Raw genomic sequence first — 14,227 nt, 5'->3', positions numbered from 1 at the left:
CAAAGGGGAATTAGCGATGAATCCAGAAGTTTCGCAGTTGTTAAAACAAATAGATTCAAGGAAAGAGGAATTGTTAGAACTTACAAAAACATTAATTCGTTTTGAAACACTAGCACCACCAGCGAGAAATACAAATGAAGCGCAAGAATTTGTTGCAGATTTTTTAAGAAAACGAAATTTTAGTATTGATAAATGGGATGTATATCCTAATGATCCGAACGTTGTTGGCGTGAAAAAAGGGGCAAAAAGTGACTCATATAAAAGTCTTATTATTAATGGACATATGGATGTAGCTGAAGTATCGGCAGATGAGGCGTGGGAAACAAATCCGTTTGAGCCATTTATAAAAGATGGTTGGTTAGTTGGACGTGGTGCAGCTGATATGAAAGGGGGACTAGCTGGAGCGCTATTTGCTATTCAGCTATTACAAGAAGCTGGTATTGAATTACCTGGAGATTTAATCTTTCAATCCGTAATTGGAGAAGAAGTTGGAGAAGCTGGTACACTTCAATGCTGCAAAAGAGGTTATGATGCTGATTTTGCAGTCGTAGTGGATACGAGTAATTTACATATGCAAGGACAGGGCGGCGTAATTACTGGCTGGATTACTGTGAAAAGCCCTCAAACGTTTCATGATGCAACGCGTAGGCAAATGATTCATGCTGGAGGACGTTTATTTGGAGCGAGTGCAATTGAAAAAATGATGAAAATTGTGCAAAGTTTGCAAGAATTAGAGCGTCATTGGGCAGTTATGAAAACATATGAAGGCTATCCGTCTGGAACAACAACAATTAATCCAGCTGTTATTGAGGGTGGAAGACATGCAGCTTTTATTGCGGATGAGTGCCGGTTATGGATAACAGTGCACTTTTATCCGAATGAAACACATGAACAAATAATAAAAGAAATTGAAGAGTATATCGGTAAAGTAGCAGCTGCCGATCCATGGCTAAGTGAAAATCCACCACAATTTAAGTGGGGCGGAGAATCAATGATTGTGGATCGTGGCGAAATTTTCCCTTCTTTAGAAATAGATAGTGAACATACAGCTGTAAAAACGCTTAGCTCAGTACATGAATCAATTCTTTCTAAAAATGCAATTTTAGATATGTCTGCAACGGTAACGGATGGTGGTTGGTTTAGTGAATTTCATATTCCAGCGATTATATATGGACCAGGTACATTAGAAGAAGCACATTCTGTAAATGAGAAAGTTGAAGTTGAACAGTTAATTGAATTTACAAAAGTGATAACAGCATTTATATATGAATGGTGCCACACGGAAAAATAGATTTGTACAGTAAAATCGTACGAGTATGTATACTTGTACGATTTTTTATTGAACTATTTCAGTGTTGAATATAAACAACTGAAATAGTTCTTTATTTTTCTATGTCTTTCGTTTTAGTTCAATTAATTTCTCTTTCGCTAATTCAACGGCAATCGCATCATCTAAATAGCCAATTGGAAAGAGATAGTCGGGAATAATATCTGTCGATAATATGAAATAAAGTAATGCGCTCCCAAGAACTGCACGTTCTTCTTTTGAAATGGTTTCATTACAAAATTGTTGATACATATCTGTTAATTGTTCAATAAAAGGACCAGCACTATCAATTTGCTCTAATTTGCTTGCAAAACTGTCATGAATACGTTTTTCGCCTTCTGTTGTCTGGGCATAGCGTTCGTAATTTTCGAGTTCTTGTTTTACGCGAGTTGTAGTGTAATCGAAATCGAATAAGTTAGAGGATTGCAGAGTTTGCTGAATGGTATCAAGAGATGTGTACATATCCGTCTTTTCTTTATTAATGTGAGGAGAATCAGGATACATTTCATCAAATAACAATTGGGGTGGAACTTGTAGACATTCTGCGAATTTTTGTAGGTGTTTTTGTTTTGGCGGTTGTTTACCATTCATAATTCTTGAGATTGTTGCGGGATCAATATTTGTAAGCATTCCGAGTTGGCGCATAGATAAGGCACGTTCTTTTAAAAGTTTTTTTATTAATCTACTAAGCCGCTCATTTGGATTTTCTTTAGGCATAGCGAAGGCACTCCTTTTTATTGTTGAAAAAATGTTGAGCATTTATTACATGTATATGAAACAGACAGGCACAGTTGCTCAACATTTTCATAAGATGCATGGAAAAGTGAGGAAAAGGGGTGGCTATTTATGAGTACGGCAGGTCTATTTTCAATTTTTTTAATCGGGATTGCTTCTAATTTAGATAATGCAGGTGTTGGGATTGCATATGGCATTCGTAAAATTAGAATTTCGTGGTTCAACAATTTTATCATCGCATTTTTTGGGTTTTTATTTACTTTATTAGCTGGATTTTTTGGGAACTGGATTGCGTTATTTATTTCAGAGTTTACAGCAAACCTGATTGGAGCGATAGTTTTAGGGATAATCGGGGTGTTTATTTTGTGCCAGCCTTTCTTGGGGCAAAGAAATACCGTAGGCTCTAAAGATGGTAATGTACTTATGGGAATTTTACGTGATCCAGAAAAAGCAGATTTTGATGGTTCTAAAACAATTAGTTTTTCAGAAGCAATTGTATTAGGGATTGCGTTGTCTATTAATAATATTGCAGGTGGATTTGATGCTGGGATAACAAATTTAAATCTTTGGCTTACAGCGACTATTTCTGGGGTGTTTAGTTTTATTTGTATTAGTGGTTTTGCGTATGTAGGAAAACGATTTTTAGCAGAATACTTAGGGAAATGGGCGACAATTATCGCAGGAGTATTATTAATTCTTATTGGGATCGATCAGTTGTTGTAAGGAGAGTAGAAAACAAGGTTCGAGTATTTCCTTGGAAATACAGCAAGGGATTGCATATATCGACGTACTTTTCTCCATACTAATACGGATTTCTTTTAAGAAAGGGGGATTTGTATGGGACGCGGGAAAGCATTTGATCATAAGAAAAAAGGGCATGATCATCAACCACCTAAAGGTGCGTTCATTCATAAAGATGTAAATGAACATACTTTGGAAGAGGAAGAGCTACCAGTAAATATTGAGGCGTATAAAAATAGTTTAAAAAAACATTAAAAGCACCTACATAGGTGCTTTTTTACCGTATATCTTCAATTAATTGTTCCGATTCTTCATGCATACTGTACTCACTTAATACTTGAATGCAAAGCCATTTTAATTCCTCAATCGTATGCTCAAGTTCTTCAGGAAGCACGTGATAAATGTCTTCAAGTCCCATCCCGAAATGAATAAGTTCAAGTACTTGATCATCGATGTTCCGATCCATTAATAATTCAAGTACTTCTAAATTGAATATGTATCGGTGAGCTTCGTCTAGTGAAACAACTTTTAACTTCAAGCTTTCTACAATACTCAATATAAAAAGAAGGATTGTTTTTTCAAGAACAGGTTGTTTTCCCATTTGAAATATTAGTTTCATCTTTCACACCTCCACATATAGCGCTAGGTTGTACTATATTATTCAGGAGGGGGGAACAAATATGCATGATATAGAGAAACTTTCAGCACTGTTTTTATAAGAAGATTGATAACTCGCAAAATTGAGGTTTTGGCGAAATAAAAAATCCTGCTAGTATAGCAGGATAACTCGCGATTAAAAAATGCTCCAACCTTCTTGAGCAGAAAGAAGTTCAAGAATTTTAAAACCAGCAATACTATTTCCGTTTGCATCTAAAGCTGGTCCGAAAATACCGATTCCCATGTCTCCTTTTACGCAGCCAAAAATACCACCGGCTACACCGCTTTTTGCAGGAATACCAACACGAATTGCAAATTCACCAGATTCGTTATACATACCACATGTGACCATAAATGTTTTGCAAATTTTTGTAATATGTTTAGGGATGATTTGTTTCTTTTTATATGGATCATATCCATCCATTGCAAAAATTAAGCCGATACGTGCTAAATCGATGCAGTTTACTTCAACTGCGCATTGACGAGTATATAAATCCATAAGTTCTTCAATATCACAATCGATAATTCCGTTTTGTTTCATATAATAACAAAGTGAACGGTTTAGGTAAGCTGTCTCTAGTTCTGAATCGGCAACTTTAGAGGAATAATTAATAGTAGGATTATCTGTTATTTCACGTACAAAATGAAGAATACGTTCCATTTTTTCCTCGTTATCTTTTCCTTCTAACATGCTTGTAATAGCTAATGCTCCTGCATTTATCATTGGATTAAGGGGTTTGGACGGACTTGTCGTTTCTAACTTAATAATAGAATTAAATGGGTCACCCGTTGGTTCCATTCCAACTTTAGAAAATACATATTCTTCACCACGGTCTAAAAGGGCAAGGGCAAGTGTAATTACTTTGGAAATACTTTGAAGAGTAAATAGTGTTTGTGAGTTGCCTGCATGGATATATTCTGTTTCTTTATGGAAAATGGCAATCCCTAAATCGTCTGGATTTGCATTTCCTAGTTCGGGGATATAAGTAGCAAGTTTTCCTTTTTTTGTATATGGTTTTACTTGTTCTAACAACTGTTGTAAGTTGTTTGTTTCAATGCACTGCATAGTACCAACGCTCCTATTTTGAATTAACTAAGTTTACTTTTCCCGATATGCTCGGAAATAAATAATAACATGAAAAAGTGGAATGATAAAACGAAAGTTCAATGTGCTATAATAGGTCTTTCGTTTCGAGTATTCTGTATTTTAAAAAGGAGAATTTTCCTTTTATATAACAGTTTGGAAATAGGAGATTTATCCATAAAAAGTTCGGAAATAAAAACTACACATCTATACAACTATATGTTATTATGGTTATGTAATAGAAAGCGTTTTCTAAAGCGCACTTATAATGATAACGATTTCATAAATTAAATTAGGGGGAATTAAAATGTTGCAGTTTTTACAACGTATTGGTAAAGCTTTAATGCTTCCGATCGCAGTACTACCAGCAGCAGGATTATTGCTTCGTTTAGGGCAACCAGATGTATTTGATATTCCTGTTATGGCACAGGCCGGCGCAGCAGTTTTTGATAACTTAGCACTTATTTTTGCAATTGGTATTGCAATCGGTCTTTCAGTGGATGGTAGTGGTGCAGCAGGTCTTGCAGGTGCAATTGGTTATCTTGTTATGAAAAATAGTATTGATGCACTTAGCAAAGGGTATTCAACTGCTGAATTACAAGGTAAATTAGGTAAAGTCCAAGATTTAATAGGTAATAGCGCAAATGTAGATCCATCTAAGCTTGCGGATACAATGACACAAGTATCTAAGGCTGCTGAATTATCGACTAAAGTAGATATGAAAGTTTTAGGTGGTATTATTGTTGGTGTTATAGCAGGACTTCTTTATAATAAATTCCATAAGATTAAACTTCCAGAATGGTTAGGTTTCTTTGCTGGAAAACGTTTCGTTCCAATTGTTACATCAGTTGTGATGCTGATATTAGGAATTCTATTTGCACAAATTTGGCCAACAATTCAAAATGGTATTGATGCATTAGCTCATGGAATTGTTAATTTAGGTGCAATTGGTTCAGGATTATTTGGTTTATTAAACCGTTTATTAATCCCAATTGGTTTACACCACGTAATGAACACATACTTCTGGTTTGTATTTGGGGACTTTACAAATGCAGCAGGTAATGTTGTTAATGGTGATATTGCTCGTTTCCTTGCAGGTGACAAAACAGCAGGTATGTTTATGACTGGTTTCTTCCCAGTTATGATGTTCGGTTTACCAGCAGCATGTTTCGCAATGATTGCAGCTGCTAAACCAGAAAAGCGTAAAGCAGTTACTGGTATGTTAGCTGGTCTAGCATTAACTTCATTCTTAACTGGTATTACAGAGCCTATTGAATTCTCATTCATGTTCTTATCACCAGTATTATATGGTATTCATGCTGTACTAACAGGTCTTTCTTTATTCATTACAACATCACTTGGCATTCATGATGGTTTCTCATTTAGTGCCGGTGCAATCGATTATGCTTTAAACTTCGGTATTGCAACAAAACCAGTCTTACTAGCAGGTATCGGTTTAATTTACGCAGCAATTTATTTCATAGTATTCTACTTCTTAATTAAGAAGTTCGATTTAAAAACTCCTGGTCGTGAAGATGACGATGAGTTAGTTGAAGATGGTGATGCACCAGTTGCAGGTTCAATTGGTGAAACTTACGTAGCAGCTTTAGGCGGAAAAGAAAACTTAACAGTTATTGATAACTGTGCAACACGTCTACGCTTACAAGTAAAAGATGCTGGTCAAGTAAATGAAGCAGCATTAAAACGTGCTGGTGCAAAAGGTGTTATGAAATTAAGTAATACTAGTGTACAAGTTATCGTAGGTACAAATGTTGAATCTGTTGCCGATGATATGAAAAAACACGTATAAATAATGAGATAAGAGGATGTCCCAAAAGATTGATAACATCAATTTTTTAGAGGATATCCTCTTTTTTTTGTTAATAATTTAACGGGAATCTTACTTTTGTAAATTTTCTTTTTCTTTTTTGTACATATAGGTTGGTAATATGTGCAGTGCGTGATAAAGTAGGGATGATATAGAATGGATTATCCATAATCTACTAAAACGAATCTTTAGTAGAGGAATTAAATTATTGGTGAGTAAGGGGAAAAAAGCAATTATGGATCAGGAAAAAAATAATGCGAATGGGAAAGCACATCGGCCGATTGTATACATAAAAAGAACAATCATTCTCGTCTTACTATTATCACTTGTATATTTCATGTATACAAAAATTGTTGCGCATAATAAGAAAGAAGAAATTTTAAAAGCGGCAGCAGAAATGAAGAAACAAGAAGAGTTAAAAAAGAAAGAAGAAAAAAAGAAACAAGAAGCACAGAAGCAAAAACAAAAAGAGCAGGAAGAACAAATGAAGCAAGCGCAAGCAGCGGAGAAACCTGCTGAAGGACCACCTCAAGAAATTAATGAAAACGCTCAATTGGACCAGTATTTACAAAACGCAGGATTTAGCGGGACAGCTGTTATTGTGAAGAACGGAAAAGTTCTTCTGAATAAAGGGTACGGTATGGCAAATAAAGAGCAGCAAGTACCGAATAATTCAGAGACGACTTTTTATATTGGTTCTATTTCAAAGGCGTTTGTAGCAACTGCTATTATGCAATTGAAAGATCAAAATAAATTACAAGTAGAAGATACTGTTGCGAAGTATATTCCAGATTTTCCACAAGGTAATAATATTCAGCTAAAACATCTATTAACACATACATCAGGGATTCCCGAATATGAGCAGGGAAAAGAAGATATTTCTCATGAAGAACTGATAAAGCGGATAGGAAATCAAAAGCGTATTGGTGGTCCGGGAGAGAAGTGGAAGTATTCTGATTCGAACTACTCTATACTTGCTTATATTGCAGAGAAGGTAAGTGGGCAGTCACTCGAAGAATATATTAAACAACATATTTTTGCTACTGCGGGTATGAAACATTCTGGCTTTGGCACAGCGTTAGAACAAACAAGATTCCCATCAACGGGTTATAAAATAGTAAATAATAATATGACAACACCTAATATTCCAAGCATGTCACAACTTTATGGTTGTGGTGATATATATACGAGTGCACATGATTTATATTTATTTAATGAGGCGTTATACTCTGGAAAATTAATTTCAAAAGAGAGTTACGATCAAATGTTTACGGGTGGAAAAAAGGATTACGGGTTTGGATGGTACGTAGACCCAGGAAGCTATTCGAATCATGGTGTAATGCCAGGTTGGAATTGCTTAAACGGATTTAGTAAAAATGGTAGTGTATATGTTGTTTTATTATCTAACATTCAAAATAATATTAAATCATTTGGTAAAGTGAATAATGACATTTATTCGATATTGCGGAATATTGAAGTGTAAGAAACTATCCTTTTGGATAGTTTTTTTTATGCTCTGAAACAAATATTTCTTTTAGAAAATGTATGTCTTACCTATCACAAAAATATCCATTTTGTATACATTAAGATGTATGGATGTAAAATTTTATAATCTAAAAATAATAGGAGGAGAAGTGTATGTGTCTGTTCAGAAAATATTGGCATAAATTATCAAGATTGTTTAATAGACAATTAGATTATTTTTTAGATAATAAGTTATTGCCTGCTGTGGAAAGACTTTTATTTTCACAAAACTTCGCGAGATTTATTCAAAGAAACTCTAAGCAAGCTACGGAAGAAGTTATTGAATCAAGTAGATTTCAATCTATTATTTGTAACATTTTAAAAGAATGCAATACATCACCTTTTAAAGAAATTGCAAAGCAGTATTTAGGTAAAAACGTAGAAATTACGGTGACAGTTGGACAATTAACAGGTGTTATTGTAGCAGTTGGTGATGACTTCTTAACATTGCAAGAAGGAATAGGAACAGAGGTTTTATTACCATTTATAAGTATTATATCAATTAAAGAAGCGTAAGAAAGGAGACTTATATATGTTATTTACTGATGAATTACGTAACCATGTTGGCGAACTAGTGCAAGTTGTGACAGCTGTAGAAATCATTGCAGGCGTTCTTTTATCTGTGACGGATGGGGCAGTAATTGTTCGTACTTCTCCTTCTTATGGACCACCAGAAGATGTAGTTGTGCGTATTCCTATTATTGCTTATGTTCGCTTGGAAGGGTAAGAGTGATACAAGTATGAGAGTGTCAGTTGTTATTCCAGTGCATAATGAAGCAAGTACTTTATCAAAAGTTTTAGTAGAGGTAAGAAAACTCGAACCATATGAAGTTATCATAGTAGATAATGGATCTACAGATGGGACGAAGGAAATAGCATTACAGCATAATTGCCGTGTGATTTATTATAGAGATTCTCTTGGTAATGATGTGGGACGGGCAATTGGTGCTAGAGAAGCAAAAGGTGAGATTGTTTTGTTTTTAGATGGTGATATCGTCATGAAAAGTGAAGAATTATACAATTTTATTAAAGGAATACGACAAGGGCATGAGATTGTTTTAAATAATTTAACATGGTCCGTTTACTTGAAGATGAGACCGCATTATACGACGGTTGGAAAATATATGTTAAATCGTTATTTGAACAAGAAAGAGTTTGTTGTAGGATCTTTAATTGCAATACCACATGCGATAAGTCGTAAAGTGATTGAAAAACTGGGGTGGTGGAATTTAGCAGATCCAGCATTATTTCAAGCGATGGCGATGTCTAGAGGAGTAGATATTTCTGATATGGCTTCAGTTGATGTCATCTACACAAATAAAGTTCGACCTGTGCATACTGGTACATCACCTGGCTCTCCTTATCCGAAAGCGACTAGTCGTATTATGGGTGATCATTTGCGAGCTTTACAATACGTAATCGAAACATATGGTAAACGCGGTGGTTTTTCAGAGAACAATAGAGATAGAGAGTTTGTAGGAAAGTATAAACCAGTTTTATTACAAAAGAATAAAGCGAAATATAGTGCCATTATCCCAGTATCAGAAGAGAAAATAACCATAAGGTCTGTTATAAAAGAAGTGAAAGAAGCAGGTGTAGATGAAATTATAGTTGTCGCGAATGGAGCAGATGTTGAGACTGTTAAACAGGCAAAGCTAGAGAATGTTATTGTTGTTGAATTTACGAAGGCGCTTGGACATAATGTAGCACGAGCAATAGGTGCCATGCATGCTACGGCAGATATTTGTTTATTCGTTGATAGTGATCTTGTTATTCCAGCAAAAAAACTCACTCTATTTTTACATGCTGTTGAAGATGGAAATGACGTGGTGTTAAATGATTTACAATGCTTATTAGATATGTTTCATCCAGCAGATCCAATTAGTATGGGAAAATACTTTGTGAATTTGATAGCGAAACGACCAGATTTATGGAATAACTCACTAACTGCTGTACCACATGCCATTCATAAGAAGGTAATAGAGAAAATAGGATATGATTCCCTTATCATTCCGCCATTAGCACAAGTGAAAGCTATTTTAGAAGGATTCTCTATTACAACAGTAGAGTTAGTAGATGTTATAAAAACAAATCGCGTACGTCCAGAGCAACACGAATTTGTAAATGGGCGTATTTCAGCATTTGATCGTATTTTCGGTGATCAACTTGAAGCGGTTGCGTATTTATTACAATGTACGGACGAACGTGGTGGTTTTACAGATGGAGATAGAGATAGAGATGTAATTCAACAATTGAGAAGGGAAGAAGAGAATACAAATGAATAGTAGTAAAGTAGCTATTATTGGGCTAGGGTATGTTGGCCTTCCTTTAGCGGTACATTTTGCAGAAAGAGGGCATACAGTACTTGGATTAGATAAAGATATTAGAAAAATAGACTCAATTATAAAAGGAGAAAGTTATATTCCGGATGTTTCTTCTAAAGAGTTACAAAGTTTATTGACGAAAAAAAAATTAACAGTAAATACACCGGATCAAGGCATTGCTGATTTTCAAAATAGTGATTATGTTATTGTCACTGTCCCGACTCCAATTAATGAACAAAGAGAACCAGACTTAAGTGCCCTCATTTCAGCTTCGCATTATATACAACAAAACCTTCAAAAAGGACAAACCTTCATTTTTGAAAGCTCCACATATCCAGGCACACTTGAAGAAGTCATCCTACCTATTATTTCTCAAAATGGTAAAAAGGTAGGGGAAGATTTCTATATCGGATATTCCCCTGAGAGAATTGATCCAGCAAATAGTCAATATTCAGTTCAAGCTATTCCAAAAGTTATTAGTGGACAAACAGAAAAGTGTAAACAAAAGGTACAGGATTTATATAGTACCATTTTTGACGAAGTTGTACCTGTTAGCTCTCCGAAAGTAGCAGAGATGTGCAAGCTATTTGAAAATATTCAGCGCTTAGTTAACATTTCTTTAGTAAATGAACTAAACACACTATGTGAAAGTTTAGGCATTGATTTTTATGAGGCCATTGAAGCGGCATCTACAAAACCATTTGGGTTTACTCCGTATTGGCCAGGGCCAGGGATAGGGGGACACTGTATTCCCGTAGACCCTTTATATTTTCAATGGAGAATAAAAAAGAATGGGGCAATTAGTCAATTAATTGAGGCTGCACATATAATTAATGAAGAAATGCCAGAGAAAATGGTCCGGAAAGTAAAAAGTGTGGTGCAATTACCTGCAACGGTGTTAATTGTAGGGATTGCGTATAAAAAAGATGTAAATGATTTGAGAGAATCACCAGCGTTACCGATTATTCAATTATTAAGAAATCAAGGATACGAGATAGAATATCATGATCCTTATATTTCTTCCGCAGAAATTGGAGATAAGGTGTACCAATCTGTTTCTTTAGATGAAGAAAAAGTTAAAAAAGCGGATTGTATTTTAATTTTAACGGATCATTCTAATATTGATTGGAAGCTTTTTAAAGGAATGGATCGAGTAATAGATACACGCGGGATTGTAAAGAAGGTGAGTAAATGAGTAAGAAATGTTTAATTACAGGTGGGGCCGGATTTATCGGGTCGCATTTAGCTGAAGAGTTGATGAGAAGAGGTTATGAGGTCACTGTTGTGGATAACTTTTATAAAGGTAAAAATAAGTACCATAAAGAGTTAATGAAAGAAATCCGTGTTATTCCAATAAGTGTTTTAGATAAAAATTCTATTTATGAATTAGTAGATCAGCATGATGTCGTGTTTCATTTAGCAGCAATTTTAGGTGTGAAAACAACAATGGAAAAAAGTATAGAGCTCATAGAAACGAATTTTGATGGGACAAGAAATGTTTTACAAGCAGCGTTAAAAGGAAAGAAGAAAGTAGTTTTTGCTTCTACTTCAGAAGTATATGGTAAGGCCAAGCCGCCTTTCTCTGAAGAGGGAGATCGATTGTACGGGGCAACTTCTAAAATTCGTTGGAGTTATGCAGTTTGTAAAACGTTGGAAGAGACATTATGTTTAGGGTACGCATTAGAAGGTTTACCAGTAACGATTGTTCGATACTTTAATATTTATGGTCCAAGAGCGAAAGATGGTCCATATGCAGGAGTAATCCCGCGATTTATCCGCGCGGCACTGCAAGGAGAAGACATTCTCGTATATGGAGATGGAAAGCAGACACGTTGTTTTACGTATGTAAGTGATGCGGTAGAGGCAACGATTCGGGCAATGGATGAGAAGGTAAATGGTGAGATTATTAATATAGGTTCTGAGAATGAAAAGAGCATAAAAGAAGTAGCAGAAGTAATTAAAAAATTAACGAATTCTTCTTCGAAGATTGTCCAAGTGCCTTTTGAAGAAGTATATCCTCATGGTTTTGAAGAAATTCCAAATAGAAGACCAGATGTAACAAAATTAAAAGAGCTTGTTCAATTTCAGGCGAAAGTAACGTGGGAAAACGGATTGAAGGAAACAATTAAGTGGTTTCGTGAACAAAACAATGGCTAAGTCATTATCTGTTATTATTCCTGCATGTAATGAGGTCGATACGATTTCAGACGTTATTCAATCGGTAAGACCATTAAATCCAGTAGAAATCATTGTAGTAGCAAACGGTTGTAATGATGGAACAGAAGATGTTGCAGATCGTTTAGGGTGTAAAGTAATCAAGCATACAGAGCTACTAGGGAACGATGTTGGACGTGCAGTCGGCGCAAAACATGCGATAGGTGATGTATTACTATTTATAGATGGTGATTTTGCTATTCCAACTTCAAAATTAAAATTATTCCTTAATCCGATTTTATACGATCAGGCAGATGGAGTTTTAAATAATTTGGATGCATTATTTTTAAAAAGGCAAAAAACCACTTCTATTACAGTATGGCGCCAAATATTAAATGCAATGTTAGAGCGTGAAGAATTAAAAATGAATTCTTTATTAGATGTACCTCATGCGCTGACGAAAGAAGTCGTTCAAAGCATCGGATATGAATGTTTTGTTAATCCTATTGTGGCTCATTTACGCCTAGTTCAAAGTAAATGGAGAATTAGTCGTCATTGTGCTATTGACGTTATTACGCCGAATAAATTTCGTCCATTCCAGCATGCTGCATATGGGACAAATCTTTCCCAATCTGAAAAAAGAATGATAGGTGATCATATAGAAGCAGTAGCAGAACGGATATTAAGCAGTGATGAGCGCGGAGGATATTATGATGGAAATAGGAAAAGGGATAGTGTCTATCATACTTTAAGTTTTGAAGAGTTTTATCAAGGGTGGGGTGTTACATCTGATTTCTATAAAGGAAAGCAACTATCGGTTGTTATTCCCGTACAAGATGAAGAGAAAACAATTGGAAACGTTATAGAAGAGCTTCGCAAAATTGAACCCTTCGAAATTATCGTTGTCGTAAATGGTTCGTCAGATAAAACGAAAAAAATTGCAAAAGACAAAGGGGCAACGACAATTGTATATAAAGAAGCACTCGGAAATGATGTGGGGCGCTCACTTGGAACGTATTTTGCAAAAGGAGAAATTGTGTTATTTATAGATGGCGATTTTGTTATTCCAGCGAGTGAGCTATATCCTTTTGCGAAAGCTATTGCAGATGGAACAGATGTTGCATTAAATGATCTAAATCATTATTTAGATTTAAGAGTACCGCTTCATCTTGTAACTGCATTTAAATATGCATTAAATTTAGCTTGTGATAGAAAAGATCTAGGCGTAGGCTCTCTTATCGCTGTACCGAATGCGTTTAGCCGTAAGTGTTTGAAAGAAATTGGGTATAGATCTTTACTGGCGCCGTGTGTAGCCCAAGTGAAAGCTATTCTTTCAGGATTTGAAGTTGCATGTGTAAGTCGTGTTGAGGTCGATAAGATGAACCGTATTCGTCCCAGTGAACATTTTGCTAAAATAGGTCATCCACCAGCTGTACTTCGAATTATAGGTGATCATATAGAAGGACTAGATCAAATAATTGCAATAACAGACAATCGTGGCGGATTCTATGATGGCAATAGAAAAAGAGATGTTTTATAGAAGTAACAAAAAAAGTGTACAACATGTGTACACTTTTTTGTTCTGTTATAAAAACTATAACAGATTAGGAGATAAGAGTATTACAGCTCTACAATGGGTATTGTTCTTATATTACAAAATAGGACTCGTATATAAGGATACCAAAAAAATACAATTAAGGAAAGGGTTAATTTTAAAGACTTTTAAATGAAGTTAACACTATATATATAGTAGTTTGCTCAATATTTCACAAACATGTCACAACTATTTCGTTCACTTTCGTAAAAAAGTAGTATTCTAAGTGTGTAAGCTGTTATATAAAAAATCTTAGTCC

General features: G+C 35.1%; 15 protein-coding genes and 1 pseudogene. 13 read left to right on the top strand and 3 right to left on the bottom strand.

From position 1 onward, the window contains the following. Nucleotides 1–16 precede the first annotated feature (16 nt). Nucleotides 17–1,291 (top strand): acetylornithine deacetylase, encoded by a 1,275-nt coding sequence (locus tag MHH55_RS19500; RefSeq protein ID WP_078186909.1) that lies wholly within the window; start codon nt 17–19, stop codon nt 1,289–1,291. A 99-nt stretch (nt 1,292–1,390) separates the two neighbouring features. Here MHH55_RS19500 and MHH55_RS19495 read toward each other — a convergent pair whose 3' ends face one another. Further along, a complete protein-coding gene (locus MHH55_RS19495) occupies nt 1,391–2,044 on the bottom strand; it encodes a helix-turn-helix domain-containing protein (protein WP_001123715.1) in 654 nt (217 codons plus the stop codon). A gap of 129 nt (nt 2,045–2,173) precedes the next feature. Here MHH55_RS19495 and ytaF point away from each other — a divergent pair, with 129 nt between their 5' ends. Both ytaF and MHH55_RS19485 read left to right on the top strand, forming a co-directional pair. Further along, nucleotides 2,174–2,785, top strand: coding sequence for a sporulation membrane protein YtaF (gene ytaF / locus MHH55_RS19490; RefSeq protein ID WP_000100723.1), 612 nt, complete (start codon nt 2,174–2,176; stop codon nt 2,783–2,785). Nucleotides 2,786–2,899: 114 nt separating this feature from the next. Continuing rightward, the gene (locus tag MHH55_RS19485) at nt 2,900–3,058 is read left to right on the top strand and encodes a hypothetical protein (protein ID WP_000532409.1); all 159 of its coding nucleotides are present in this window, start codon (nt 2,900–2,902) and stop codon (nt 3,056–3,058) included. A gap of 22 nt (nt 3,059–3,080) precedes the next feature. On the opposite strand, the gene MHH55_RS19480 is transcribed toward MHH55_RS19485, so the two are convergent. Further along, nucleotides 3,081–3,422, bottom strand: coding sequence for a DUF3969 family protein (locus tag MHH55_RS19480; protein WP_000766604.1), 342 nt, complete (start codon nt 3,420–3,422; stop codon nt 3,081–3,083). A gap of 174 nt (nt 3,423–3,596) precedes the next feature. Further along, complete coding sequence (glsA, locus tag MHH55_RS19475) at nt 3,597–4,526, bottom strand: glutaminase A (protein ID WP_001149861.1); 930 nt, start codon at nt 4,524–4,526, stop codon at nt 3,597–3,599. A gap of 69 nt (nt 4,527–4,595) precedes the next feature. Here glsA and MHH55_RS19470 point away from each other — a divergent pair. The 10 genes and pseudogenes from MHH55_RS19470 (at nt 4,596) to MHH55_RS19425 (ending at nt 14,104) form a co-directional block, all read left to right on the top strand. Then, a pseudogene (locus MHH55_RS19470) lies at nt 4,596–4,710 on the top strand (transcriptional regulator). Between the two features lie 141 nt (nt 4,711–4,851). Further along, on the top strand, nt 4,852–6,354 hold the full coding sequence (gene nagE, locus MHH55_RS19465) for an N-acetylglucosamine-specific PTS transporter subunit IIBC (protein WP_000938900.1): 1,503 nt from the start codon (nt 4,852–4,854) through the stop codon (nt 6,352–6,354). Nucleotides 6,355–6,607: 253 nt separating this feature from the next. Further along, complete coding sequence (locus MHH55_RS19460; RefSeq protein ID WP_078186910.1) at nt 6,608–7,855, top strand: serine hydrolase domain-containing protein; 1,248 nt, start codon at nt 6,608–6,610, stop codon at nt 7,853–7,855. A gap of 155 nt (nt 7,856–8,010) precedes the next feature. After that, nucleotides 8,011–8,412 (top strand): hypothetical protein, encoded by a 402-nt coding sequence (locus MHH55_RS19455; protein ID WP_000335530.1) that lies wholly within the window; start codon nt 8,011–8,013, stop codon nt 8,410–8,412. Nucleotides 8,413–8,428: 16 nt separating this feature from the next. Next, nucleotides 8,429–8,623: a hypothetical protein gene (locus MHH55_RS19450; protein ID WP_000899469.1), complete on the top strand. Its 195-nt coding sequence runs from the start codon at nt 8,429–8,431 to the stop codon at nt 8,621–8,623. Between the two features lie 13 nt (nt 8,624–8,636). After that, on the top strand, nt 8,637–10,181 hold the full coding sequence (locus MHH55_RS19445) for a glycosyltransferase family 2 protein (RefSeq protein ID WP_001266466.1): 1,545 nt from the start codon (nt 8,637–8,639) through the stop codon (nt 10,179–10,181). Beyond that, the gene (locus tag MHH55_RS19440) at nt 10,174–11,415 is read left to right on the top strand and encodes a nucleotide sugar dehydrogenase (protein WP_001088925.1); all 1,242 of its coding nucleotides are present in this window, start codon (nt 10,174–10,176) and stop codon (nt 11,413–11,415) included. The genes MHH55_RS19445 and MHH55_RS19440 overlap by 8 nt, the downstream gene beginning before the upstream one ends. Next, nucleotides 11,412–12,377, top strand: a complete 966-nt coding sequence (locus MHH55_RS19435; RefSeq protein WP_000037020.1) for an NAD-dependent epimerase/dehydratase family protein — start codon at nt 11,412–11,414, stop codon at nt 12,375–12,377. The genes MHH55_RS19440 and MHH55_RS19435 overlap by 4 nt, the downstream gene beginning before the upstream one ends. Then, nucleotides 12,370–13,914, top strand: coding sequence for a glycosyltransferase (locus MHH55_RS19430; RefSeq protein WP_139362461.1), 1,545 nt, complete (start codon nt 12,370–12,372; stop codon nt 13,912–13,914). The genes MHH55_RS19435 and MHH55_RS19430 overlap by 8 nt, the downstream gene beginning before the upstream one ends. Then, entirely contained in the window at nt 13,883–14,104 is a 222-nt protein-coding gene (locus MHH55_RS19425) for a hypothetical protein (protein WP_002094217.1), read from the top strand. The genes MHH55_RS19430 and MHH55_RS19425 overlap by 32 nt, the downstream gene beginning before the upstream one ends. Nucleotides 14,105–14,227 lie beyond the last annotated feature (123 nt).

Source organism: Bacillus sp. FSL K6-2944 (genome assembly GCF_038005385.1).
Classification (GTDB): Bacteria; Bacillota; Bacilli; order Bacillales; family Bacillaceae_G; genus Bacillus_A; species Bacillus_A cereus.
This window is presented reverse-complemented; position numbering and strand designations above follow the sequence as displayed.

Coding starts and splice junctions, on each gene's coding strand:
- MHH55_RS19485 (WP_000532409.1), top strand. CDS start 2,900: ATGGGACGCGGGAAAGCATTTGATCATAAGAAAAAAGGGCATGATCAT.
- MHH55_RS19425 (WP_002094217.1), top strand. CDS start 13,883: ATGATGGCAATAGAAAAAGAGATGTTTTATAGAAGTAACAAAAAAAGT.
- MHH55_RS19460 (WP_078186910.1), top strand. CDS start 6,608: ATGGATCAGGAAAAAAATAATGCGAATGGGAAAGCACATCGGCCGATT.
- MHH55_RS19455 (WP_000335530.1), top strand. CDS start 8,011: ATGTGTCTGTTCAGAAAATATTGGCATAAATTATCAAGATTGTTTAAT.
- MHH55_RS19445 (WP_001266466.1), top strand. CDS start 8,637: ATGAGAGTGTCAGTTGTTATTCCAGTGCATAATGAAGCAAGTACTTTA.
- MHH55_RS19495 (WP_001123715.1), bottom strand. CDS start 2,044: ATGCCTAAAGAAAATCCAAATGAGCGGCTTAGTAGATTAATAAAAAAA.
- ytaF (WP_000100723.1), top strand. CDS start 2,174: ATGAGTACGGCAGGTCTATTTTCAATTTTTTTAATCGGGATTGCTTCT.
- MHH55_RS19440 (WP_001088925.1), top strand. CDS start 10,174: ATGAATAGTAGTAAAGTAGCTATTATTGGGCTAGGGTATGTTGGCCTT.
- glsA (WP_001149861.1), bottom strand. CDS start 4,526: ATGCAGTGCATTGAAACAAACAACTTACAACAGTTGTTAGAACAAGTA.
- MHH55_RS19430 (WP_139362461.1), top strand. CDS start 12,370: ATGGCTAAGTCATTATCTGTTATTATTCCTGCATGTAATGAGGTCGAT.
- MHH55_RS19500 (WP_078186909.1), top strand. CDS start 17: ATGAATCCAGAAGTTTCGCAGTTGTTAAAACAAATAGATTCAAGGAAA.
- MHH55_RS19435 (WP_000037020.1), top strand. CDS start 11,412: ATGAGTAAGAAATGTTTAATTACAGGTGGGGCCGGATTTATCGGGTCG.
- nagE (WP_000938900.1), top strand. CDS start 4,852: ATGTTGCAGTTTTTACAACGTATTGGTAAAGCTTTAATGCTTCCGATC.
- MHH55_RS19450 (WP_000899469.1), top strand. CDS start 8,429: ATGTTATTTACTGATGAATTACGTAACCATGTTGGCGAACTAGTGCAA.
- MHH55_RS19480 (WP_000766604.1), bottom strand. CDS start 3,422: ATGAAACTAATATTTCAAATGGGAAAACAACCTGTTCTTGAAAAAACA.